This is a genomic window from Bradyrhizobium sp. LMTR 3 (genome assembly GCF_001693485.1).
Taxonomy (GTDB): domain Bacteria; phylum Pseudomonadota; class Alphaproteobacteria; order Rhizobiales; family Xanthobacteraceae; genus Bradyrhizobium.
In genome coordinates this window covers 286,288-309,350 of sequence record NZ_MAXC01000002.1, presented here as the reverse complement: position 1 = coordinate 309,350, position 23,063 = coordinate 286,288, and the positions used below count along the sequence as shown (strand labels likewise).

Below are 23,063 nucleotides of genomic sequence, written 5' to 3'. Positions count from 1 at the left end.
AACCTCAGTAGCTTCGGCCAAAAAGAAGGCCGTGAGGAGACTTGCGCGCGCAGAGCGAGCCTGACGAGCGTGCTCGCCACATTGCATTACGGCTGCTCGCCAGCATTAGTGAGGTACGCACCGGCGGAAGGGTTCCCTCCCCCCTTGCGGGGGAGGGTTAGGGAGAGGGGTGCCGCTTGGTCCGCTGTGCGACGAACGCGTGACACTAGAATTGGTCGCGGGGTTAATAGTTTGGCGCATGCTCGCCCGATCTCTTCGTTCGAGTGCTCGGCTTACCCCTCTCCCCAACCCTCCCCCGCAAGGACCCCGCAAGGGGGGAGGGAGCCCTGCCAGCTTGCCCGCATAACGTGAGATTGCAGCTTGTCTCTTACGCCGTGGTGGCCGGCCTGTTTCGTTCGCTCTCGTGTCGTGAGCCAAAAAAGAAGGCCGCCCGGAGGCGGCCTTCGATTGGTTGGCGTGAGAAGGGGCGGGGCTTAGAAGCCCATGCCGCCCATTCCACCCATGCCGCCGCCACCGCCGGGCATCGCCGGGGCGGGCTCCTTCGGCAGTTCGGCGACCATGGCCTCGGTGGTCACCAAAAGGCCGGCCACCGACGAAGCGTCCTGCAGCGCGGTGCGCACCACCTTGGCCGGATCGATGATGCCCTTGTCGACCATGTCGACATATTCCTCGGTCTGGGCGTCGAAGCCGAAAGTCTCCGACTTGTTCTCCAGGATCTTGCCGACCACGATCGAGCCTTCGACGCCGGCGTTTTCCGAGATCTGGCGAACCGGGGCTTCCAGCGCCTTCAGCACGATGTTGATACCGGCCTGAACGTCGGAATTGTCGTTGTTGATGCGGCCGACAGCCTTCTTGGCGCGGAGCAGCGCCACGCCGCCGCCCGGCACGATGCCTTCCTGAACGGCCGCGCGGGTCGCGTTGAGGGCGTCCTCGACGCGGTCCTTCTTCTCCTTGACCTCGACCTCGGTCGCGCCGCCGACCTTGATCACCGCGACGCCGCCGGCGAGCTTTGCAAGGCGCTCCTGCAGCTTCTCGCGGTCGTAGTCCGAGGTGGTCTCCTCGATCTGCGCCTTGATCTGGGTGACGCGGGCCTCGATGTCCTTCTTCTTGCCGGCGCCCTTGACGATCGTGGTGTTTTCCTTGTCGATCACCACCTTGCCGGCGCGGCCGAGCATGTTGATGGTGACGCTTTCGAGCTTCATGCCGAGTTCATCGGAAATGAGCTGACCGCCGGTCAGGATCGCGATGTCTTCCAGCATCGCCTTGCGGCGATCGCCAAAACCCGGCGCCTTGACGGCGGCGACCTTCAGTCCGCCGCGCAGGCGGTTGACCACCAGCGTCGCCAGCGCCTCGCCCTCGACGTCCTCGGCGATGATCAGGAGCGGACGACCGGACTGCACCACGGCCTCCAGCACCGGCAGCATCGACTGCAGGCCGGACAGCTTCTTCTCGTGCAAGAGCACGTAGACGTCTTCCAACTCGGCGGTCATCTTCTCGGCGTTGGTGATGAAGTAGGGCGACAGGTAGCCGCGGTCGAACTTCATGCCCTCGACGATGTCGACCTCGGTCTCGAGCGACTTGTTTTCCTCGACCGTGATCACGCCTTCATTGCCGACCTTCTGCATCGCCTGCGCGATCATCTTGCCGATCGCGGTGTCGCCATTGGCCGAGATGGTACCGATCTGGGCGACCTCGGAGGAGGCGGCGACCGGCTTGGAGCGCTTCTCGAGGTCCTTGACCACGGCGTGAACCGCGATGTCGATGCCGCGCTTCAGGTCCATCGGGTTCATGCCGGCGGCGACCGCCTTGCCGCCCTCGCGCACGATCGCCTGCGCCAGCACGGTGGCGGTGGTGGTGCCGTCGCCCGCGGTGTCGTTGGTCTTGGAAGCGACTTCGCGCAGCATCTGCGCGCCCATGTTCTCGAACTTGTCCTCGAGCTCGATTTCCTTGGCGACGGTGACACCGTCCTTGGTGATGCGCGGAGCGCCGAAGCTCTTCTCGATCACGACGTTGCGGCCCTTCGGACCGAGCGTCACCTTCACCGCGTTGGCGAGAACGTCGACGCCGCGAAGCATGCGGTCGCGGGCGTCGCCGGAAAATTTAACGTCTTTGGCAGCCATGTTCTGGACTCCTCAATAATTGAATTGATGCGCTCGCCGGTTTTCACTCGTCATTGCCGGGCTTGACCCGGCAATCCATCCGCTTCGAAGAATGATGGATGCCCGGATCAAGTCCGGGCATGACACCTGAGAGCGCGGCAAGCGCTCGGATCTGTCGACTTACGTCAGCACGCCCATGATGTCGGACTCCTTCATGATCAGGAGTTCCTCGCCGTCGAGCTTGACCTCGGTGCCCGACCATTTGCCGAACAGCACACGGTCGCCGACCTTGACATCGATCGGAATCAGCTTGCCGGCCTCGTCGCGGCCGCCCGGGCCCACGGCGGTGACTTCGCCCTGCGACGGCTTTTCCTTGGCGCTGTCGGGAATGATGATGCCACCCTTGGTCTTCTCTTCGGCATCGATGCGCTTGACCACGACGCGGTCGTGCAGTGGACGGAATTTGGTTTTAGCCATGACGTCTCCTCTTGAAGTTCCTCTGGAAGGCCTGGGGTTTCGGGTCTGTACCACTCGAAAATGGCTGGGAATGCCGGTATTCGACGCCGCCCCGGGGCGGGGCAGCACAACCCTTAGCAATCGTTGTATTTGAGTGCTAAACGTGGGGCCGGGGAATATGTCTTGGCGCCGATCCTGTCAAGCAAACAAGGAGATTAAAGCCTTGGTGAGGCCAATATAGGATGATGCTTCGGAAACCAAATCGGTGCAGCGGCGTCATTTTAACCGACGTCATTGCTCCGGCAGGCTTTTTGCGCTTGGCTGTTTATCGGCTGCTTGACGGGAGCGGCCAAGTGATTGCTCGGGGGAATGCGATGATCAGCTCACGTAATGCGCGTACGGTTGCCAATCTGGCGATCGCGTCGGCGCTTTCGATCTTGCTGGCGGCGTGCAGCACGAGCCTGCCGTCGCTGTCGTCCAGTCCGCCGCCCGAGCCCGAAGTCGCGCCGGAAATGCCGGCAACCGTCCGCGCCGACGAGATCGTCGGCCGCTGGGGCCTCGCCTCGTTCCAGAATCCCAATGACCGCGCCCGCACCGAGGCCGCGGCGCGCGGCCAGTGCAAGCAGCCCTACGTGATCGGCGCCGGCGCCAATGGCGGCGTGGTCATGCATCTGGCCGATCAGGCGACGCCGCAGGAACTGCGCCTCAAAGGCAGTCCGAGCGGCAAGAACTATATCGGCCCGCCCGGTCCGGCCGGCGGCGACCAGGACCGCGAGATCGTCTCGTTCGACGGCCGCGTCATGGTCACTCGCTTCATCGAAAAGGATGCCGCGGTCCGTTACGGCAACATGGTCTATGTCCGCTGCGCGCCGCGGGCGTGAGGCGTGGATTAGGCGGCGTCATTCCGGGGCGATGCGAAGCATCGAATCCGGAATCTCGAGATTCCGGGTCTGGTGCTGACGCACCATCCCGGAATGACAGTGCAAAACAAAAAAACGCCGGCATCGCTGCCGGCGTTTTGTTTAGCCCGCGTTAACCAGCCCGATCAATCGAACAGGGCGTCGATGTCGTTCTGCGAGGCGTGACCGTCGTCGCCGTCCATCTTCGGGCCGTTGAGCAGCTTGGCATCGCCTTCGCGGGTATCGACGATCGGGGGTGCGTGCGCCTTGATGGCATCGACGCCGCCCCAGATTTCCATCATCTCGACGATGTGCTGTTCGATGAACTTCATCGTGTTCATCACCTTGCTGATGCGCTGGCCGGTGAGGTCCTGGAAATTGCAGGCCTCGAAGATCGAAACGACGCGTTCCTGGATATCCTCGCTGAGCAGCTTCTGCTGGTCCGGAGAAATGTTCTTGGAAAGCGCGGTCGCCGCCTGGTCGATCGCTTCGGTGGCTTCCAGAATCTGCTGGGTGGCCTGTTCGGTACCGCCGACGACGGCGCCGAGTTCGCCGTTGACCTTGGCCATTTCCTGGCCGTCAAAGCTCTTGCCGTGCAGGGTGGCGATTTCGCGCTTGGTGCGGTTGATGGCGTCGTGAATGAGGTCAAGCTCGACCTTCAGCTTCTCGCACTGCTCGATCTGCGCGCGATAGGTTTCCAGAAGCGCGTGGGACTCGGCGACTTCGCGGATAATGTCCGCGCTCTCGGTCGAAGCGGCGCGGGCGTGGCCGAAGCCGGCCATCTGTGACCGGATCGCGCGCAGCTCGGCCATGATCTCGCGATGCATCGGGCCGATCTCGCCGCCTTCTGTAGGCATGACAATTGGCGCATCGCCCAGAATGGCTTCGATACGAAAACGTTTGCGATTTACCGACATGAGTTTTTCCCACCCCTTTATTGCCCGCGTGTTTTAAACCATGGCGATTTAACGTCAGGTTCACGGCGCAATATCGCGCGTTGGCGCTTTGCCCGCTGCCGCACACCACCGATTAACCATGAGGGGCCCACGTTCACGCAAAATAAACGCTACCGGACAAATCCGGGCGCGCTTGCCGACGTGGTGAATCGAAACGCGGCTTCTGTTTACCAAACCGATTAGGTTTTGATTTGTATTGATCGCGCGCCGCGGCGTTCATCGCGCCGTTGCCCAGCCGCCCCCGCAGTGACGAACAGTACAGAGTACGTCGATGTCCGGAAAAATCCTTGTTGCGCTCCTCGCGAGCGTATCTTGCCTTTGCTTCGCCGGTGAGGCTGCAGCGATCGACGCTTCCTCATCAACTGAACCCACCGTGATCTACGCCCGCCAACCGGCGCCGGTGCGCATGGCTTCTGCCGAACGCTCCAACATGGGCGGCGGCTTCATCGAATTCCTGTTCGGCGATGCGCCGCAGGGCGGGCGCTATCAACGAGCGCCGGCTTATCAGCAGCAGCCGGATTACGGCTATGGCGGGCGGCGCGCGCTGCTGCCGCCGATGGATCCGCAGCAGTCGATGCGGCGCGAGGAGGAGGACGCATTCGACCCCGCGCAGCACAGGCTCGATCCGAAATATGAAAAGCAGGTGGTCGAATATCACGGCAGGGAAAGCCCGGGCACCATCGTGATCGACACCCCGAACAAGTTCCTGTTCCTGGTGCAGGGCGACGGCAAGGCGCTGCGCTACGGCGTTGGCGTCGGCCGTCCCGGCTTCACCTGGTCGGGCGTCAAGACGATCTCGGCGAAGAAGGAATGGCCGGCCTGGACGCCACCACCGGAAATGCTGGCGCGCCGCCCCGATCTGCCGCGGCACATGGAAGGCGGTCCGCAAAATCCGCTCGGCGCGCGCGCGATGTATCTGGGATCGTCGCTCTATCGCATCCACGGCTCCAACGAGCCCTGGACCATCGGCACCAATGTCTCGTCCGGCTGCATCCGCATGCGCAATGAGGACGTGATCGATCTCTACGGCCGCGTCGGCGTCGGCGCGAAAGTGGTGGTGATCTGATCTCGGGTAGCCCGGGCTACGAAGCAAAAAAACGGCCGCCCTATCGGGCGGCCGTTTCGTTTTCATCGCCGATGCGCGTCAGGCGTAATCGCCATCGCCGCCGTCAAAACCATCGGAATCGTGATCCATGTCGTCGTCTTCGTCGTGCGAGGCAGAATCAAAGAATCCCTGCCGCGAACCACTGTCATCATTGTTGTCGGCGCGTCGGCTCGACGACCCGATGTCGTTGATTCCGGCCTCGCGTGCGAGATCGCCGCCGGACTGGTCGCCCCACGGCCTGCGGTCTTCGACGCCGCCGCTGTGGTTCGCCGTGTCGCCGAACGCTTGATGATTGCCGCCACCCATCATCCCTCGAATGCTGTTGAGCAGCAGCGATCCGCCGACCACGCCGGCTGCGGCTGCCGCCGCCGTGCCGAGGAAAGAGCCGCCACCACCACCGCCTTGCTGCTGCGGCTGCTGCTGCGCGCCATAGGGCTGGCCGTAGGCCGGCTGGTTATGTTGTCCGGGCGGCTGCGTCTGCTGCAGCACCTGGCCGCTGTTCCAGGTCGGGCGGCCGCCCATGTCTGGCGCGCGTACGTTGGGCACGGAGCCCTGGTTTTGGCCGTACTGCTGATTCTGCCCGAAGATCGCGTCGCGCATCGAATCGAGGAAGCCGCCGGATTGGGTTTGCTGGCCCGCCGCCGCTTCCAATTCCTGGATGCGCATGTCGGCGCGCTTCAGTGCCTCGTCCTGCACGAGCGCGGTTTGCACCAGCGCATAGACCGCGTTGGGTGCGTTGCGCAGGCCCTCCATGATTGCGGACATGGCCTCCGGATCGCGCTTGGCGCTCTCCAGCCTGGCGAGCCGGTCGAAAAGATCGTCAATCAGTTGGCGTTCTTGCGGTGTCATGGCCCTCTCCCTCGCGTCGAATCGTGATCGACGCGCCCAAAGATGTAAGGAAGGCTTTGTGTCGCAAGTAGTGGGCGGCCGAATTAAATTTTGGTATGCGACAAAACGCCAGGCGACTTTCGCAGATAGCTGTCAACTCAATGTGACTTTATTCGCCGCCAGCAATGTCGGGAATCGATCGCTTGCCAGAAATGCGTGTTCCGCCTCGCGCTGGGTGGTCAGGGGATCGAGGCCCTCGAGCGTTTCGTCGACAAAGCCGGGGTGGCACATCACGAGTCCACCTTCCGGCTGCCCTTCGAGAAACTGTCCCATAAGCACGCCGAAATCGGGCTCTTTCGAAAAATCATAGGCGCCGGCGAAGGCGGGGTTGAACGCGATTTTTGCATGGGCGGCGCGCTTGCGGAATTGCGCGCTGAGAATGTCGAGCACCAAAGCTTTGGGCGCGCCGAGCGACGGCTTGAGGCGTCCGCCCTGGCGAACCCAGGCGCTCGGGGCCGCCTCCTTGACCGCGCGCAGAAAAGCGTCGCGCACCCCGGGGAAGAGTTGCACGTGCTGGTGGCCGTCGACGAAATCGGGCGCGCGGCCGAACAGGTCCTTGAAGGCTGCGAGCTGGGCTGCGAGTTCGTCTTCGATCATCTCGGAATCGAGCCGCCGCAGCAGGCCCGCGCGCAGCAGCTTCGGAAACGGCAGGAACAAGCCGCCGTCGACCGGCCTGAAGTGCATCGTCAGCGGACGAAACGGCGCAGTCAGCGTCGCATGCAGCCCGATCGCGCAGCGTGGGCTCGCCGCCGCAACTTCCTGCAACGCGGCGACTTCGGCGCGCCCGATCGCGGCGCCGACCACCATCACCGAGGTGGCATTGAGACGGCCGCGGCCGATCAAATCGCGGATGGCGCGGTTGACGCCTTCGGCCAGCCCGTAATCGTCGGCGCATAGCCAGATCCGGCGCGGCGGCGCGGCATCGTTCATTCGGCGGCGGTCCGTTCGCTGGCGCTGGCCGCCGTCTCGCCATCGGCACGCTTCTCGTTGTGCTCGGCGACGAAGTAGATCGGACGTGCCTTCAACTCGGAGAGGATCTTGCCGATATATTCGCCGACAATGCCGATCATGATGAGCTGCACGCCGCCTATCGTCATCATGCCGATCATCAGCGAGGGATAGCCGGGGACCTGCTTGCCGGTGGTCCAGACTTCCCAGAGAATGGTGAGGCCGAACAGGAAGGCGCTGATGGCGAGCAGCACGCCGAGCAGGCTGGCAAAGCGCAGCGGCGCGACCGAGAACGAGGTCAATCCCTCGATCGACAGGCCGATCAGCCGGCCCGGGCTGAACGTGGTGACGCCGTGCGCGCGCGGCGCCGGCTCGTAATCGACGCGGATCTGGCGGAAGCCGATCCAGTTCGACAGGCCTTTGAAGAAGCGGTTGCGCTCTGGCAACTGCCGCAGCGCGGCCGCCGCGCGTGGCGACAGCAGGCGGAAATCGCCGGCGTCCTCGGGGATCTTCTGCCGCGCGCCCCAATTGATCAGCGCGTAGAAGCCGTGCACGGCCTGGCGGCGCAGGAACGATTCATTGTCGCGATGCGCCTTCGCGGTATAGACGACGTCGTAGCCGTCATCGATCCAGTGCGCGACGAGCTCTTCTACCAGGCTCGGCGGATGCTGGCCATCGCCGTCCATGAACAGGATAGCGCCGCGGCGGGCATGGTCGAGCCCTGCCATCAGGGCTGCCTCCTTGCCGAAATTGCGCGACAGCGAGACGATCTGCACGTCGAGCGCATCGGCGGCAAGCGAACGCGCGATCGCCAGCGTGTTGTCGGCGCTGCCGTCGTCGACATAGACCACTTCGCAGACGAGGCCGTAGCGCGCCTTCAGCGTCTTGACGAGCCCGATCAACCGCTCGTGCAACAAAGCGAGTCCTGCCGCCTCATTGTACAGCGGCACGACAATCGACAAGCCTTTCGCCGCCGCGCTGGCTGCGGTCGTCGTCAGGCGGGAAACGTCAGAGCCGAGCGTCATCGATCAGGTCCCAGATTATCCAACCGTATATGCTACCTGCGAGAAGCTGTCGCAACGATGAACGAAACGGCAGCATCATTGCCGCAGGAACGTCTCGAGCCTGGCAAATAGCGGGTTTTCGCGGTCGAGCACATAGTCGAGCGAGGCAATCGAAACCGTGTCGGCGCCGTGCTCGCGCAGGAAACTGCCGAGCGCGTAAAGATGCATCGGCGGGCAGTGCAGCGTGAGCATGCCGGACGAGGTCGGCCCGCCGAACGGCGCCACCACACCAAAGCGGTTATGCGCCTCGTTAAGCAACGCCTCGTTGCAGCCGGCGAAACGGGTGCGCACCTCGCGATATTTGCTGGCCCGGGCTCGAGCTGCGATGTGATCGAGGATGACGCGCGCGGTCTCGCGGGCTTCAGCCGACCAGTCGGCATCGCGGGAGGCCACGAGGTTGGCCTGGCTGCGCAAAATCACGCCGTCGTCGAGCACCTTCAGCCCGTTGGCGGCGAGCGTCGCGCCGGTCGTCGTGATGTCGACGATCATCTCGGCGGTGCCGACGGCGGGCGCGCCTTCGGTGGCGCCGGCGCTTTCGACGATGCGATAGTCGACCACGCCATGGGCGGCGAAGAAGTTGCGCGTCAGGTTGATGTATTTGGTCGCGACTCGCATCCGCCGGTTATGCTGGGCGCGGAAGCCGGTTGTGACGTCGTCGAGATCGGCCATGGTGCGGACGTCGATCCAGGCCTGCGGCACCGCGACGACGACATTGGCGCTGCCGAAGCCGAGACTGTCGATCAACAGCACGCGCTTGTCGGCATCGGGAATGCTTTCGCGCAACAGATCCTCGCCGGTGACGCCGAGATGCACCATGCCGCGCGCCAGTTGGGAAGCGATTTCGCTCGCCGAGAGATAGGCGATCTCGACATTGTCGAGGCCTGCAATGGTGCCGCGATAGTCGCGCGCGCCGCGCGGTTTTGCCAGGGCAAGCCCCGCGCGCGTGAAAAACGCCTCGGTGTTTTCCTGCAAGCGGCCCTTGGAGGGAACGGCGAGGACGAAAGGGGCGCTCATGCGGCGCTCCCTTGCGAAGCGGGCTTGCCGTGCTGAATCAAGGCCTCGATCCACACCGAGAATCCGACCGCCGGAATCGGCGTCGGCGAGCCGAGTTGCGTCATCAGGCCATCATAGCGTCCGCCCCCCACCAGCGGCTCGACGTCGTTGCCTTTCGCATGCAGTTCGAACTCGAACCCGGTGTAATAGTCGAGCCCGCGGCCGAACGAGGTGGAGAAGCGCGTCCGCTTGGTGTCGATGCCGCGCGCGGCCATGAAGCCGACGCGGCTTTCGAGCTGGTCGATCGCCGCGGTCAGATCGAGCTTGGCATCTGATGCCAGCGCGCGCAATTGCTTAACCGATTCATCGGGATCGCCCGCAATCGCCAGGAAGCGCTTGATGGTATCGAGGGCGTCGCGCGGCAGTGCACCGCCCTTCAGCGTCGATTGTTCGAGGAAGCGATCGGCGATTTCGTCGACCGTGCGTCCGCCGACATTGGTGGTGCCGGCGATCGACATCAAATCGGTGACCAGCGCCAGCGCTGCCTTGCGGTCGGAGCCGGCGAGCGCCGCCAGCACGCCCTCATATTCACTATGGCCCGGCGCGGTCGCAAGCGTCAGCCGCTCAATGTCCTGCGCCAGGCTGACCTTGCGGTTGAAATCCTTGATCAGCCGCCGCCGCCAGACGGGATAGAGCGCGAGCGCGTCGATCAGCGCATTGAACAGCGCGACGTCCCCGGTGCGGATTTCGACATCCTTCAATCCGAACGCCGAGGTCGCTTGCAGCGCCAGCGCCAGCATTTCGGCATCCGCCGCGGCGCGGTCCTGCCGGCCGAAGGACTCGATGCCGGCCTGCAAAAATTCGCTGGGACGGCCGCCGCGATAGCGGAACACCGGCCCGAGATAGCTGAAGCCCGCCGGCTTTCCGGCGCGTCTTGAGGCGAGATAGTCCCGCGCCACCGGAATGGTGAGGTCGGGGCGCAGGCAGAGTTCCTCGCCGGAGGGATCGGTGGTCAGGTACAGGCTCTTGCGGATGTCCTCGCCGGAAAGGTCGAGGAACGGCTCGGCCGGCTGCAGGATGTCCGGGTGAGCTTGGACGTAGCCGCCTTGTGCAAACGACAATAGCAGCGCGTCCGCCCAGGCGGCGGACCCGGCAGCACCTCTGACGGCAGCGGTCGCGGTCATCTTACGTCCAAATATCCGGAAAAATCCGGGTTCGTTTGAGGCTCCCCGGGTTCCGGGGCCTGTTGGCGCAGGCCTTAGCACGGCCCGGGCTGCGTTTCGACAGGGATTGGCCAACTGAATTAATGGGGGGTGGCAGGGCCAAGCGGGGTCGGCAATGAATTGGATGCGAGCTGAGGCCGTAACGTGAGGTGAGCACGCTCGCCAGGCTCCCTCCCCCCTTGCGGGGGAGGGTTGGGGAGAGGGGTAAGCCGCGCACTCAAACGGAAGAGATCGGGCTCAACTGCAACAAATCCATTGCGCCCGCCACGCCCGCGCTGAGAGCCCGGTGTCGCACTCCCGTCGGGCAGCGGAGCAAGCGGCACCCCTCTCCCTAACCCTCCCCCGCAAGGGGGGAGGGAACCCTTCCGTCAGTGCGTCCCTGACTATTCCGCCAATCACCCAGCGCCGCCTGCACCAGCGCCAGGGCGGCCACGGCTGCCGTATCGGCCCGCAGAATCCGTGGGCCCAATGACAGCCTGAGGATGCTCGGCTGGCGCAACAGAAGCTCGCGCTCCTCGCCGGCAAAGCCGCCCTCGGGGCCGATCAATACGTCGATGCCGGAGCCCGCGGCCTGCACCGCTTGCAGCGCTTGCACCGGACCGGCGACGTCGCTCGCCTCGTCGCAGAACACCAGCAGGCGGCTGGCTTCGCGCTTGTCGAGAAAGCGGTTCAGCGCGATCGGCTCGGCAACGTCTGCAAGGCTCAGGATTCCGCATTGCTCGGCGGCCTCGATGACGTTGGCGCGCATCCGCTCGCCGTTCACCCGCGAGACCTGGGTGTGCCGCGTCAACACCGGCTGCAGGCTTGAGGCGCCCATCTCGACCGCCTTCTGCACCATGTAGTCGAGGCGCGCGTGTTTCAGCGGCGCAAACACATAGGCGATGTCGGGCAGGCGGTCCTGCGGCCGCGTCTGCGCGACGATGCTCAAGCCGTCGGGCCGCTTGCGGCCCTCGATCGCAGCCTGCCACTCGCCGTCGCGGCCGTTGAACACCAAAATGGTTTCGCCGGCCGCGAGCCGCAGCACATTGCCCAGATAATTGCTCTGGTTGCGCTCCAGCGCGATTCTTTCGCCCTCCCGCAAGGGGGCGTCGACGAACAGGCGCGGGGCGCGAAAATCGAGCTCAGGCATCCGTAATATTCCGTTTCCGCGCTGCTTTTAGCCTAAAGCGCTAGAATCCGGACGCTATTTTTAACTTCCGGGGCGCCCTTGCGCCGCGCTGCTGCCCCAATCAACGGGTTGTTAAGCGTCGGCAGGAATCGTAAAAGTGCCTACCGCAAATCCGCTTCGTTTTCGAAGACGTTGGAGCTGCCTGGACCTCGCCGGAGATACGCCCTTGATGATCCGCCGCCTGATTGTGCCGCTGACCGCTGTCGTCGTGACCGTTCATGCGGGCGACGTGTTTGCGCAAGGTGCGTTTCCGGCGCCGTTGCCGAACCAGAGCGCCGCACCCGCGAATTCGCCATTTCCGCCGGTGAATGGCGCGGCACCATCGGCCTCGGTCGGCGCCCCGTCGCCGTTCCCGTCGCAGGGCGCTGCCCCGGTTTCCAGAGGATTCAGCGGCCCGCCGCCACAGGCCAGCGGTGCGGCGGACGCCTGCATGCAGGGCTTCGTTCCCCTGCGTGAGGAAGCCGAGCGGCGCGGCAAGCTGATCAAGGCTGCGAGCGACCGCAAGGCGCCGCCGGATGAAGCCTGCAAGCTGATCGGAAATTTCGGCAAGGCCGAATTGAAGATGATCGAGTATGTCCAGACCAACTCGGCCAAGTGCGGAATTCCGCCGCAGATCGCCGATCAGCTCAAGAACGGCCACAAGAACACCGAGAAAATGCAGAAGCAGGTTTGCGGGGTGGCGGAACAGGCGCGGACGCAGCGGCCGGCCGGCCCGAGCCTGAGCGAGGTGCTCGGGTCCTCCGCGGCGCTCCCCGAAGCGCAGACGGTCAGGAAGGGTGGCAGCACCTTCGATACGCTGAACGGCAACGTTCTCGCGCGATGACCACGATCCGATGAGCGACGCGTCTACCCGGGTTGCCGATGCGACCGGCAACTGGGTCGATACGCGTGCGCCGTCCTGGTCGCAGCCTTACTTGCGGCTTTCCCGTTACGACCGTCCGATCGGCTCGTGGCTGTTGCTGATGCCGTGTTGGTGGTCGGCGGCGCTGGCCGCCGGCGTCGCGCGTGACATTTCGCAATTACCGCTCGTGATCGTGCTGTTCTTCATCGGCGCCTTTGTGATGCGCGGCGCCGGCTGCGCCTGGAACGACATCACCGACCGCGACCTCGACGCCAGCGTCGAGCGCACGCGGTCGCGGCCGCTGCCCGCTGGTCAGATCAGCGTGACGCAGGCGTTCGCCTTTTTGGTCCTGCAGGCGCTGATCGGGCTCGCGGTGCTCTTGCAGTTCAACAGCTTTGCGATCCTGACCGGCATCACCTCGCTCGTCATCGTCGCGGTCTATCCTTTCATGAAGCGCATCACCTGGTGGCCGCAGGTGGTGCTGGGGCTGGCGTTCTCCTGGGGCGCGCTGATGGGATTTGCGGTCACGCTCGGACGGATCGATCTCACTGCGCTCGTGCTCTACGCCGGCTCGATCAGTTGGGTGATCGGCTACGACACGATCTACGCCCATCAGGACACCGAGGACGACGCGCTGATCGGCATCAAGTCGACCGCGCGCCTGTTCGGCGCGCGCACCCATCGGGCACTCTCGGTGCTTTATTCGCTCGCCGTGATCCTGATCGGCGTCGCACTGATGCTGGGCGGCGCGCGCTGGCCGGCCTGGATCGGGCTGATTGCGTTCGCTGCGCATCTGGCCTGGCAGATCGGGCGGTTGAACATAGGCGATCCCGCGCTGTGCCTGCGCCTGTTCAAGTCGAACCGCGATGCAGGGCTGTTGCTGTTTGCGGGACTGTTGATTGACGCGGTGATGCGCGCTTAGTTCGTAAATCTTGCAGGGTGGGCAAAGGCGCGCTAGCGCAGCGTACTGGATACCCCGCCTTCGCGCGGTATGACAGCTTGCGGGACTTCGGTACTTCAACGTCATTGCGAGCCACCGGGTCGGCGCGAAGGGCCGCCCCGGTGGCTCGCAATGACGAGGTTAATCCCGCGCGATGATCTCGCGTTCGTCCCGATGAACGGTCTCGCTGTTGGCGAGATTGCCGTCCCGGCGCCGCACCAGGAATTTCGCGCGGCGGGCGCGGATGGCGTTGTGGCGGCGGCGGCGGGCGGCCGGTTCGCGGTGATCATCTTCCGCCAACAGCGGCAGCGCGAAGATGTCGCTCCACATCTGCCAGGCGGAGGCGATCTCCTCGTCGTCGGAGCTCACGCACAAGGGAATGTTCAAAGACGGGTCGCGATGCGCCAGCACCAGCATCTGTGCATCGTCGTCGAGACCACGCAGCGCGACGCCGAGAAAATCGCTGACGCGGACGTTGATCGCCATCCGCATGCCCTGGACGGCACGGTGCAGCACGACGCGCTCGCGGTGAAGTTCGACCCTGCGCACGCCGCCGTCCGCACGGGTGTCGTGCGCATGGAAGCTGAGCGGCAGAGAAAGAGGGTCGAGCCGCAGTGAACGGCTCGACCCGGCGGGATTGATCCCGCTTATTGCTGTTTGACGCCTCACGGCTCTCATCTCCCCGCCGGGATTATGTTCCCGGTCGATACGCGAGACCTTAGCCGAGCGATTTCCGTTTCGCCTTAAAAAGCCTGGTTAATCCAAAGTCACCCGCCAGCATGATTGACAAGACCTTGGCTCACATGATTGACGAGACCTTGCGCAGATGCCGAAAATGTTTGGTATTTGGCGTCGCAAAATGCTTGAAATCCCTGTGAATCGGGCACATCTGAGGGCCTTGCCGGCCGGCGTCCGACCCCCTTCAATGTCAGGGATTTTGTTTGTGAACTCTTCACCATCCACGGCTTCGCCGCTTTCGAAGACCCCTGCAACTTCCGACCTGTTCGATCAATCGGCGCTCTCGACGCTGGCGCAGCGGTTGGTCGAGGCCGCCAAGCGTGCCGGCGCGGATGCCGCAGACGCGGTCGCGGTGCGCGGGGTTTCGCAAGGCGTCGAGGTGCGCGATGGCCGGGTCGAGGAATCCGAGCGTTCCGAAGGCGACGACGTCGGGTTGCGCGTGCTGGTCGGCCAGCGTCAGGCGGTGGTCTCGACCAACGATATTTCCGGCGACGGCGTCGCCAGGCTCGCCGAGCGGGCGGTCGCAATGGCTCGCGTCGCGCCCGACGACAAATATGTCGGCCTTGCCGATCCCTCGCTGCTCGCGCGCGAGTTCGCCGAGCTCGATCTGCTCGACCGTAATATTCCGACGACAAGCGAACTCGAACGCCGCGCTGTCGAAGCGGAAGCCGCGGCCCTTGCGGTCAAGGGCGTGACCAAATCCAGCGGCGCGTCTGCCTCGAACGGCATCGGCGGCATGGTGCTGGTGACCTCGACCGGATTCCACGGCTCATATTTGCGCTCCAGCCACGGCATCTCGGTGACCGCGATCTCCGGCGAAGGCACCAGCATGGAGCGCGATTACGACTTCACCTCAGCTCCGCATGCGTCCGACCTCGATTCGCCCGAAAGCGTCGGCCGCCGGGCAGGGGAGCGTACCGTGGCGCGCGCCAATCCGCGTAAGGTCGAGACCTGTAAGGTGCCGGTCGTGTACGATCCCCGGGCCTCGGGGTCGCTGGTCGGCCATCTCGTCGGCGCTATCAACGGCGCTTCGATTGCCCGCAAGACCAGCTTCCTCAAGGACAAGCTCGGCGAGCAGTTGTTTTCGAAGAACATCCGCATCATCGATGATCCCTTGCGCGTGCGCGGCCTGCGCTCGCAGACGTTTGACGCCGAGGGCGTCAGAGTGAAGAAGCTTGCGCTCATTGACGAGGGCGTGCTGACCACGTGGCTGCTGGACTGCGCCACCGCCCGCGAGCTCGGAATGGTCACGACCGGACATGCCCATCGCGGCGTCTCGTCGTCGCCGTCGCCCGGATCGTACAATCTGCATCTCGAACCCGGCGCGATGACGCCGAAGGAACTGATCTCCGACATCAAGCAGGGCTTTTACGTCACCGACCTGATCGGCTCCGGCGTCAACGGCGTGACCGGCGATTACAGCCGCGGCGCCTCCGGTTTCTGGATCGAGAATGGCGAGCTCACTTACCCCGTCAGCGAGGTGACGATCGCGGGCCACCTGTTGGCGATGTTCAAGTCGCTGGTTCCCGCCAACGACCTGGAATTCCGCTACGGCGTCAACGCGCCGACGCTGCGCATCGAGGGACTGACGCTTGGCGGACGCTGATATCGCCGACCGGATCTGGGCGCGCGATGCCGCGCTGCTGAAGGACACCGTACGCGAGGCCGGCGCGCTGGCGCTATCGCTGTTTCGCACCGAATTGAAGAACTGGACCAAGGGCGCTTCCTCGCCGGTTTCCGAGGCCGATATCGCCGTCAACGAGCTCGTCGAACGGCGGCTGCGCGCGGCGACGCCGGATTATGGCTGGCTGTCCGAGGAAAGCGTCGATGACGACACACGGCTCGGCAAGGAACTGGTCTGGATCGTCGATCCGATCGACGGCACCCGCGCCTATCTTGCGCATCGTGACGACTGGTGCGTGAGCGTGGCGCTGGTTTCGGGTTCAACGCCGGTACTGGCGGCGGTTTTCGCGCCCGCCAGCGACGAATTCTTCTTCGCAATGCGCGGCAAGGGCACCATGCTGAACGAAAAGCGGGTCCGTGCATCCGCAGGAACGGTGCTCGATTTTTCCCGCATGGCCGGCCCAAAGCCGCTAGTGCAGCGGCTGAGCTCGTCACCGGACGACATCACGCTGCATCCGCGAATCGGATCGCTGGCGCTGCGGCTGTGCCGGGTTGCGGACGGCAGTCTCGATGCCGCTTTTGCAGGCGGCCAGAGCCGCGATTGGGATCTTGCCGCGGCGAATTTGATCGTGCAGGAAGCGAATGGTAGAATGACCGCGCTCTCGGGGGATGCGATTGAGTATAATCGCCGGGAGGTGGTGCACGGGGTGCTGGTGGCGGCGGGATACGATCGGCATGCGCGCATTGTCGAGCACTTCCGGGATCGTCGGTTGCCCTGAATCGGTCGAAATCCGTGCCACAAATCATCCCGTTCATACCGCGATTCACATTATCGATCTTGCTCGCCGGGCACTTCGTTAGGAAGGACCATCATGCCAGATAGTGCCCCGCAGCAATTGCTGCACCTCGTCATCGGCGGCGAGTTGACCGATCTCGAACACGTCACGTTCAAGGACCTCGACCAGGTCGACATCGTCGGCGTGTATCCCAATTACGCATCCGCTTACGCGGCCTGGAAGGCGAAGGCGCAGCAGACCGTGGACAACGCCCACATGCGCTACTTCGTGGTTCACCTCCACCGGTTGCTCGACCCAGGTCAAGACGCGAAGTCCTCCAGTTAAGAAGTCCTGCAGTTGAAACGCCTCCTTCGCGATTTGCTGCGCAGCACCTGGGTTCAGCGCGCGCTGGGTGTGCTCGCGGCCGAATATCTGCGGCTGGTCTGGCTGACCAACCGCTTCAGCTACGACCCTGCCAACATCTACGACATCGTCGAGCCGGAGATGCCGGCGATCTTCGCGTTCTGGCACGGCCAGCATTTCATGACGCCGTTCATCAAGACCAAGGAGAGCCACCGCGCCAAGGTCCTGATCTCGCGACACCGCGACGGCGAGTTCAACGCCATCGCCGCCGAGCGGCTCGGCATCGGAACCATCAGGGGCTCCGGCGATCATAGTGGCGCCTTCCACCGCAAGGGCGGCGTCGGCGCGTTCCGCGAGATGCTGCAGGCGCTGGAAGACAAATGGAACGTCGCTACCACCGCCGACGTGCCGAAGCGCGCGCGGGTGGTCGGGCTTGGCATTATCATGCTGGCGCGGGAGTCTGGCCGGCCGATCATGCCGTTTGCGATGGTGACCAGCCGGTTCATCCGGTTGAAAAACTGGGACTCCACCACCATCAATTTGCCATTCGGGCGCGGTGCCGTGGTAGGCATTGAACATATATACGTGCCGCCGGACGCCGACTCCGAGACTATGGAAAAGCTGCGCCTTCAGGTAGAAGCTCTGCTGAACGAAGCGACTCGTCGCGCCTACGCGGCTGTCGGGCGTCCGGAGGCAGCTCTTGGCTGATCCACTGCCGATGACGTTGCGCGTCTACCGGAAACTGTCCTCCGTGATGGTTCCGTTGTCGCCTGCCGTCATCAACCGGCGCTTGAAGCTCGGCAAGGAAGACCCGGCGCGGGTCGGCGAACGCCGCGGCATGAGCGCCGATCTTCGCCCCGCAGGGCCTCTGGTGTGGATTCACGGCGCCAGCGTCGGCGAAGTGCTGGCGGCGGCTGCGCTGATCGAGCGGCTGCGGGCCTTGGACCTGCGCATCCTGCTGACGTCGGGCACGGTGACTTCGGCTGCGATCGTCGCCAAGCGGTTCCCCCCGGACGTCATCCATCAATATGTTCCCTATGACTCGCCGCGATACGTCGCGCGATTCCTCGATCATTGGCGTCCGTCGCTGGCGCTGTTCATCGAGTCCGATCTTTGGCCGAACCTGATCCTGTCGAGTGCCGCGCGGCGGCTGCCGATGGTGCTGATCAATGGACGGATGTCGCAGCGCTCGTTTCCGCGCTGGCGCCGGGTTGCCGGCACCATTTCGGCGCTGCTCGACAAGTTCGACATCTGCCTGGCGCAGTCGCAGACCGATGCGGATCGCTTTGCCGCGCTGGGCAGCCGCAACGTCATGGTCACGGGAAATCTCAAGCTCGACGTTCCGGCGCCGCCGGCCGACGCCAACAAGCTGGATATGCTGATGTCGATGACGCGCGGCCGCCCGGTGGTGGTCGCGGCCTCCACCCATCCCGGCGAAGAAGAAATCGTGACGGCGACCCACCGCACGCTCGCCGGATTCTTCCCGGGGCTGCTGACGGTGATCGTGCCGCGGCACCCCGATCGAGGCGAGGCCATCGCGCGCATGATCTCCGCTTCGGGCCTCAATCCGACCCTGCGCTCGCATGAGGACTTGCCTACCGCCACGACCGACATCTATGTCGCCGACACCATGGGCGAACTGGGACTGTTCTACAGGCTGGCGCCGATCGTGTTCATGGGCGGATCGCTGGTCGAGCATGGCGGGCAGAATCCGATCGAGGCGATCAAGCTCGGCGCCTCGATCGTCCACGGCCCTCACGTCTTCAACTTCACCGACGTCTACGAAGCCCTCGATTCAGCGGGCGGCGCGCGGCAGGCCGATACGCAGGAGGCGCTGGTCAAGCAGTTCGGGCAGATGCTCGCCGATCCCAGGGCGCGCGAAGCTGTGCTCACCGCATCCGAGCGCGTGGTCGGTCAGCTCGGCGGCGCGCTGGAGCGAACGCTCTCTGCGCTCGAGCCGTATCTGCTGCAGTTGCGGATCGAGATGGGAACCGGCAATGCGTGAGCCGGGCTTCTGGCACGGCCCGTCGTCGCTCAACTCGCATCTGTTGAAACCGCTCGGCGCGCTCTATGGCGCCATCGCCGCACAGCGCCTGCAGCGCAAGGGATTGAATGCCGGCATCCCGGTGCTCTGCGTCGGCAATTACAACGTCGGCGGCGCCGGCAAGACGCCGACCGTGCTCGCGCTGGCGACGCTCATGCGCGACCTCGGCGAGACGCCGGTCGTGCTCAGCCGCGGCTATGGCGGCGAATTGCGCGGGCCGGTCCGGGTCGATCCTGAGCGGCATGCGGCGGCCGATGTCGGCGACGAACCGCTGATGCTGGCAGGCCATCTGCCGGTCGTGGTGTCGCGCAAACGCGCTGAGGGCGTGCCGCTGGCGCGCTCGCAAGGCGCGACCGTGATCCTGATGGACGACGGCTTCCAGAATCCGTCGATCGTCAAGGACGCATCCCTGATCGTGATCGACAGCGAACGCGGACTTGGCAACGGGAAGGTGTTTCCCGCCGGTCCGCTGCGCGCGCCGCTGCGGCCGCAACTGGCGCGCACCGACGCGCTGATCATTGTCGGCAACGGCAGCGCTGCCGAGCCGGTGGCCGCCGAGATTGCCGCACAGGGCAAGCCGGTACTGCGCGCGCATCTGAAGCCGGATGACGCGCCGGTCGCCGCGCTTCGGGGCAAGCGCGTGCTGGCATTTGCCGGCATCGGCGATCCCGTGCGATTCTTCAACACGCTGCGCTCAAGCGACATCAATGTCGTCAGGCAGCAGGCCTTCGCCGATCATCATCCGTATTCACAGACTGAGATCGAAGGCTTGATTACCGAGGCCGAGCGCGACGGGCTGGCATTGGTGACAACGGAAAAGGACCTGGCGCGGCTGCGCGATCGGCAGCACATCGTGCCGTTCGCGGTAACGCTAGAGTTCGACGATCCTGCGCGCCTGCGAAAATTCGTCGCCGACCGGCTATTCAAGGCGCGTGAGAGGAAGGCTAGCCCGTAGGGTGGGCAAAGCCAACGGGTCGCGCGAACGCGCGCCCGATGACAGGCTCCGCGTGCCCACCATTCAAGACACGACGATAGATGGTGGGCACGGCGCGTTGCGCCTTCCCACCCTACAATTAACCCTGCGTCTTCAGCGCGCCGGGAAAGTGCCGCTGCAGCACCGCGCCCGGAACCGAATAGGCCTCCTGCAGATCGACGCTCCAATACTTCAATTCGTCGAGCGGAATCCGCACGTCGGTGACGGCGCAGCGCACATAGGTCCCCGGCGAGATCACGCGGAAATCGCCGTCCAGATATTGCACCTGCGCTTCGCCATGGCCCGAGGGGCCGAATTTATTGAGCACCGTCAAACTCTCCGAGAGGGCCGGCCCGCGCGGGCCGGCGTCAAGTGTATTTTCCAAATTCGATCTATCATAAATAGGTCGTACTGTCCGCCCCGCAAACTGACCTACTTGTGATGGTTTTGTGCCCACCTGCATGATAGCGTGAATTTCATGGTGCCCGCAGCGTCATACCGATCCGACAGAGACCGATGCGCCTGTTGTCAGCAACGCTATTCCTGACGCTCCTTGCTGCTGCCTCCACGGCCGGTGCCGCGCCGTTGCCGGCCCCGCGCCAGGTCGATATCCCGGCGACCGGACTGACCCTGCACGCGCAGCTCTACAAGCCTGATGGTGACGGCCCGTTTCCAACGGTAATCGCGCTGCATGGCTGCGGCGGATTGCGCGGGCAATCCGAGCCGGTGCTACCGCGCTACCGTGACTGGGCGGAACAGCTCCTGAAGTCCGGCCATGCCGTGCTGTTGCCGGACAGTTACGGTTCGCGCGAGCTCGATTCGCAATGCCGCGTCAAGGAGCGCCCCGTGCTTGCCCGCCGCGAGCGGGTGGCCGATATCAACGCGTCGCGGCAATGGCTGTTACAGCAGCCCTGGGTCGCGCATGACCGCATGAGCCTGATCGGATGGGCCAACGGCGCCAGCGCGGTGCTGTGGGCGGTACGCCCGCAATCATCTTCGCGCGGGACTAAACCGGATTTCCGCTCGGCCATCGCGTTCTATCCGGACTGCCGGATCTCCTCCGGCCTCGGCTGGAGCACGCGGGTGCCGACGCTGCTGTTGATTGGCGCGAAGGACGACATCAGTTCGCCGTCGGCCTGCCGTCAGATGGTGGAGGGTGCCCGCGGCCGCAGCGCGCTGGCGCGAATCGTGGTCTATCCCGGGGCGGCTCACGATTTCGACCGCGCCAACCTTCCGCTGCGGGCGATCGCGGGGGCCGACGCGGCATTGCCCGAACACGGCCATATCGGCACCGACGCGGATGCGCGAAAGGATGCGCAACAGCGTGTCACGGAGTGGCTGGCGCGCTAAAATAAACTTCCCTGATCGACCGGCTTTGGCACGCGCTTCGGCGCTGCCGGCTTGGGCTCGCGCGGCGCCGCCTTCGGCGCGCTTGAGGCCGGAGCCGTCGCCTGCGGCCGGTCCGCATCCGCGGTGACGCCCACGCGGCCGTCGGCGAATTCGACTGAGAGACGTGCGCTCGGCCCGACCGCGGCGGCGGCATGGACGGCGTGGCCGTGTTCGTCGCGCACCAGCGCAAAGCCGCGTGCGAGCACACCGCGATAGGACAGCGCCGACAATAATTGCCCGCTATGGGCGACACGGGCGTCGAGACGCTGCATGGCGGTCAGAAGCGCACGGCGGGCGCGCTCGGCCAGTCGCTGCGCGCGTTCACGGTCGCGCAAAATGGCGTTGCGTTGCGCCTGCGCGTTGGAGAATTTTGAGGCCTTGAGCCTGATCTCCAAGCCGGCAAAGCGTTCGCGCCGGTTGCGCAGCAGGGCGCGAGCGGACAGCCTGATCCGCTCACCTGACACCGTGAGGCGATGGCTGGCCTGCGCGACCTGTCCGCGCAGCACCTTCAGCGTCAGGCCGGCGCTGAGATGCGAAAAGCGGCGGTGATGGGCGTGCGTATTGGCCTTCAATGCGCGGGGCAGGGCGGCACCGAGGTGATCCAGCCGCTGCCTGGGGATCGCGAGCAGTTCGCTCAAACTCGGCAGCGCGCGGGCGGCGGCGCGCAATTCGTTGCGGCGGCTCTCCTGGCCGCGCTGCCAGCACACCATGGTGCGGCGCGCCAGGCTTTCCACCTCGGCGAACAATTCGCTGCGCACGGGAACGGCCATTTCGGCCGCCGCCGTCGGTGTCGGCGCGCGCTTGTCGGCGGCGAAATCGATCAGCGTGATATCGGTCTCGTGGCCGACGGCCGAGATCAGCGGGATCATGCTGTCGGCGGCAGCGCGAACCACGATCTCCTCGTTGAACGACCACAAATCCTCTAGGGAGCCGCCGCCGCGCGCGACGATCAGGAGATCGGGCCGCGGGATTCGTCCAGTCTCGGGTAGCGCGTTGAAGCCGCGGATGGCCGCCGCAACCTGCTCGGCGGACCCTTCGCCCTGCACCTTCACCGGCCACACCAGCACGCGGCGGGGAAAACGGTCCTGCAGCCGATGCAGGATGTCTCTGATAACCGCGCCCGTCGGCGAGGTGACGACCCCGATCACTTCCGGCAGCCACGGCAGCAATTGCTTGCGCGCCTCGTCGAACAGGCCCTCGGCGGCCAGCTTCCGCTTGCGCTCCTCCATCAGCGCCATCAGGGCGCCGATGCCGGCAGGCTCCAGCGAGTCGATGACGATCTGGTATTTCGAGGAGTTTGGATAGGTCGTGAGCTTGCCGGTGGCGATGACCTCGAGCCCTTCCTGCGGCTTGAACCGCATCCGGGCGTGGGCGAACTTCCAGATCACCGCCTCGATCTTGGCGTTCTCGTCCTTCAGCGCGAAATAGCAGTGGCCCGAGGAGTGCGGCCCGCGGAAACCGGAGATTTCGCCGCGCACGCGGACATGGCCAAAGCGGTCCTCGACCGTCCGCTTCAGGGCGGAGGACAGTTCCGAGACGGTGAATTCGGGCGCGTTGATCAGGTTATCTGCTGGCAT

The 23,063-nt window shown here is 64.7% G+C and carries 23 protein-coding genes; 11 read left to right on the top strand and 12 right to left on the bottom strand.

Going from position 1 to position 23,063, the window contains the following annotated elements:
• Positions 1 to 473 precede the first annotated feature (473 nt).
• Both groL and LMTR3_RS03100 read right to left on the bottom strand, forming a co-directional pair.
• The gene (gene groL, locus LMTR3_RS03105; protein WP_028351510.1) at positions 474 to 2,120 is read right to left on the bottom strand and encodes a chaperonin GroEL; all 1,647 of its coding nucleotides are present in this window, start codon (positions 2,118 to 2,120) and stop codon (positions 474 to 476) included.
• A 159-nt stretch (positions 2,121 to 2,279) separates the two neighbouring features.
• Complete coding sequence (locus LMTR3_RS03100; protein ID WP_065731467.1) at positions 2,280 to 2,576, bottom strand: co-chaperone GroES; 297 nt, start codon at positions 2,574 to 2,576, stop codon at positions 2,280 to 2,282.
• Positions 2,577 to 2,929: 353 nt separating this feature from the next.
• Between LMTR3_RS03100 and LMTR3_RS03095 the strand changes: the two genes are divergently transcribed.
• Positions 2,930 to 3,436: a hypothetical protein gene (locus LMTR3_RS03095; protein WP_028351508.1), complete on the top strand. Its 507-nt coding sequence runs from the start codon at positions 2,930 to 2,932 to the stop codon at positions 3,434 to 3,436.
• A gap of 164 nt (positions 3,437 to 3,600) precedes the next feature.
• Here LMTR3_RS03095 and LMTR3_RS03090 read toward each other — a convergent pair whose 3' ends face one another.
• Positions 3,601 to 4,371: a protein phosphatase CheZ gene (locus LMTR3_RS03090; protein WP_065743599.1), complete on the bottom strand. Its 771-nt coding sequence runs from the start codon at positions 4,369 to 4,371 to the stop codon at positions 3,601 to 3,603.
• 310 nt (positions 4,372 to 4,681) lie between these two features.
• On the opposite strand from LMTR3_RS03090, the gene LMTR3_RS03085 reads away from it, so the two are divergent.
• Positions 4,682 to 5,476 carry a L,D-transpeptidase gene (locus LMTR3_RS03085; protein WP_065743598.1) on the top strand — a complete coding sequence of 265 codons (795 nt, stop codon included), beginning with the start codon at positions 4,682 to 4,684 and terminating at the stop codon, positions 5,474 to 5,476.
• Positions 5,477 to 5,554: 78 nt separating this feature from the next.
• Here LMTR3_RS03085 and LMTR3_RS03080 read toward each other — a convergent pair whose 3' ends face one another.
• From LMTR3_RS03080 to LMTR3_RS03055, 6 genes are all read right to left on the bottom strand, one after another.
• The gene (locus LMTR3_RS03080; protein ID WP_065743597.1) at positions 5,555 to 6,364 is read right to left on the bottom strand and encodes a DUF2076 domain-containing protein; all 810 of its coding nucleotides are present in this window, start codon (positions 6,362 to 6,364) and stop codon (positions 5,555 to 5,557) included.
• Positions 6,365 to 6,496: 132 nt separating this feature from the next.
• The gene (locus tag LMTR3_RS03075; RefSeq protein WP_065743596.1) at positions 6,497 to 7,333 is read right to left on the bottom strand and encodes a ChbG/HpnK family deacetylase; all 837 of its coding nucleotides are present in this window, start codon (positions 7,331 to 7,333) and stop codon (positions 6,497 to 6,499) included.
• On the bottom strand, positions 7,330 to 8,376 hold the full coding sequence (locus LMTR3_RS03070) for a glycosyltransferase family 2 protein (RefSeq protein ID WP_065743595.1): 1,047 nt from the start codon (positions 8,374 to 8,376) through the stop codon (positions 7,330 to 7,332). Before LMTR3_RS03070 ends, LMTR3_RS03075 begins: the two co-directional genes overlap by 4 nt.
• 75 nt (positions 8,377 to 8,451) lie before the next feature.
• Positions 8,452 to 9,429, bottom strand: a complete 978-nt coding sequence (gene hisG, locus LMTR3_RS03065) for an ATP phosphoribosyltransferase (RefSeq protein WP_065743594.1) — start codon at positions 9,427 to 9,429, stop codon at positions 8,452 to 8,454.
• A complete protein-coding gene (locus LMTR3_RS03060; protein WP_065743593.1) occupies positions 9,426 to 10,592 on the bottom strand; it encodes an ATP phosphoribosyltransferase regulatory subunit in 1,167 nt (388 codons plus the stop codon). Before LMTR3_RS03060 ends, hisG begins: the two co-directional genes overlap by 4 nt.
• 370 nt (positions 10,593 to 10,962) lie before the next feature.
• The gene (locus LMTR3_RS03055; RefSeq protein ID WP_065743592.1) at positions 10,963 to 11,760 is read right to left on the bottom strand and encodes a 16S rRNA (uracil(1498)-N(3))-methyltransferase; all 798 of its coding nucleotides are present in this window, start codon (positions 11,758 to 11,760) and stop codon (positions 10,963 to 10,965) included.
• Positions 11,761 to 11,968: 208 nt separating this feature from the next.
• Here LMTR3_RS03055 and LMTR3_RS03050 point away from each other — a divergent pair, with 208 nt between their 5' ends.
• Positions 11,969 to 12,622 (top strand): hypothetical protein, encoded by a 654-nt coding sequence (locus LMTR3_RS03050; protein WP_065743591.1) that lies wholly within the window; start codon positions 11,969 to 11,971, stop codon positions 12,620 to 12,622.
• Between the two features lie 10 nt (positions 12,623 to 12,632).
• A complete protein-coding gene (gene ubiA, locus LMTR3_RS03045) occupies positions 12,633 to 13,562 on the top strand; it encodes a 4-hydroxybenzoate octaprenyltransferase (RefSeq protein WP_065743590.1) in 930 nt (309 codons plus the stop codon).
• A gap of 159 nt (positions 13,563 to 13,721) precedes the next feature.
• Here the strand turns inward: ubiA and LMTR3_RS03040 are convergent, their stop codons facing one another.
• Positions 13,722 to 14,249 carry a DUF6101 family protein gene (locus LMTR3_RS03040; protein ID WP_065743650.1) on the bottom strand — a complete coding sequence of 176 codons (528 nt, stop codon included), beginning with the start codon at positions 14,247 to 14,249 and terminating at the stop codon, positions 13,722 to 13,724.
• Positions 14,250 to 14,523: 274 nt separating this feature from the next.
• On the opposite strand from LMTR3_RS03040, the gene LMTR3_RS03035 reads away from it, so the two are divergent.
• From LMTR3_RS03035 to lpxK, 6 genes are all read left to right on the top strand, one after another.
• Positions 14,524 to 15,924 (top strand): TldD/PmbA family protein, encoded by a 1,401-nt coding sequence (locus LMTR3_RS03035; RefSeq protein ID WP_065743649.1) that lies wholly within the window; start codon positions 14,524 to 14,526, stop codon positions 15,922 to 15,924.
• Positions 15,911 to 16,720, top strand: a complete 810-nt coding sequence (locus tag LMTR3_RS03030; RefSeq protein WP_065743589.1) for an inositol monophosphatase family protein — start codon at positions 15,911 to 15,913, stop codon at positions 16,718 to 16,720. Before LMTR3_RS03035 ends, LMTR3_RS03030 begins: the two co-directional genes overlap by 14 nt.
• Positions 16,721 to 16,813: 93 nt before the next feature.
• Positions 16,814 to 17,062: a DUF4170 domain-containing protein gene (locus LMTR3_RS03025; RefSeq protein ID WP_065743588.1), complete on the top strand. Its 249-nt coding sequence runs from the start codon at positions 16,814 to 16,816 to the stop codon at positions 17,060 to 17,062.
• Positions 17,063 to 17,074: 12 nt separating this feature from the next.
• Entirely contained in the window at positions 17,075 to 17,788 is a 714-nt protein-coding gene (locus tag LMTR3_RS03020; RefSeq protein WP_065743587.1) for a lysophospholipid acyltransferase family protein, read from the top strand.
• Positions 17,781 to 19,085, top strand: a complete 1,305-nt coding sequence (locus LMTR3_RS03015; protein ID WP_065743586.1) for a 3-deoxy-D-manno-octulosonic acid transferase — start codon at positions 17,781 to 17,783, stop codon at positions 19,083 to 19,085. The genes LMTR3_RS03020 and LMTR3_RS03015 overlap by 8 nt, the downstream gene beginning before the upstream one ends.
• Positions 19,078 to 20,079 carry a tetraacyldisaccharide 4'-kinase gene (gene lpxK, locus LMTR3_RS03010; protein ID WP_065743585.1) on the top strand — a complete coding sequence of 334 codons (1,002 nt, stop codon included), beginning with the start codon at positions 19,078 to 19,080 and terminating at the stop codon, positions 20,077 to 20,079. Before LMTR3_RS03015 ends, lpxK begins: the two co-directional genes overlap by 8 nt.
• Before the next feature lie 118 nt (positions 20,080 to 20,197).
• Here lpxK and LMTR3_RS03005 read toward each other — a convergent pair whose 3' ends face one another.
• Positions 20,198 to 20,425: a DUF2093 domain-containing protein gene (locus LMTR3_RS03005; RefSeq protein ID WP_057842324.1), complete on the bottom strand. Its 228-nt coding sequence runs from the start codon at positions 20,423 to 20,425 to the stop codon at positions 20,198 to 20,200.
• A gap of 188 nt (positions 20,426 to 20,613) precedes the next feature.
• Between LMTR3_RS03005 and LMTR3_RS03000 the strand changes: the two genes are divergently transcribed.
• On the top strand, positions 20,614 to 21,447 hold the full coding sequence (locus LMTR3_RS03000) for a dienelactone hydrolase family protein (RefSeq protein ID WP_065743584.1): 834 nt from the start codon (positions 20,614 to 20,616) through the stop codon (positions 21,445 to 21,447).
• On the opposite strand, the gene xseA is transcribed toward LMTR3_RS03000, so the two are convergent.
• Positions 21,444 to 23,063 (bottom strand): exodeoxyribonuclease VII large subunit, encoded by a 1,620-nt coding sequence (gene xseA, locus LMTR3_RS02995; protein WP_065743583.1) that lies wholly within the window; start codon positions 23,061 to 23,063, stop codon positions 21,444 to 21,446. The genes LMTR3_RS03000 and xseA overlap by 4 nt on opposite strands.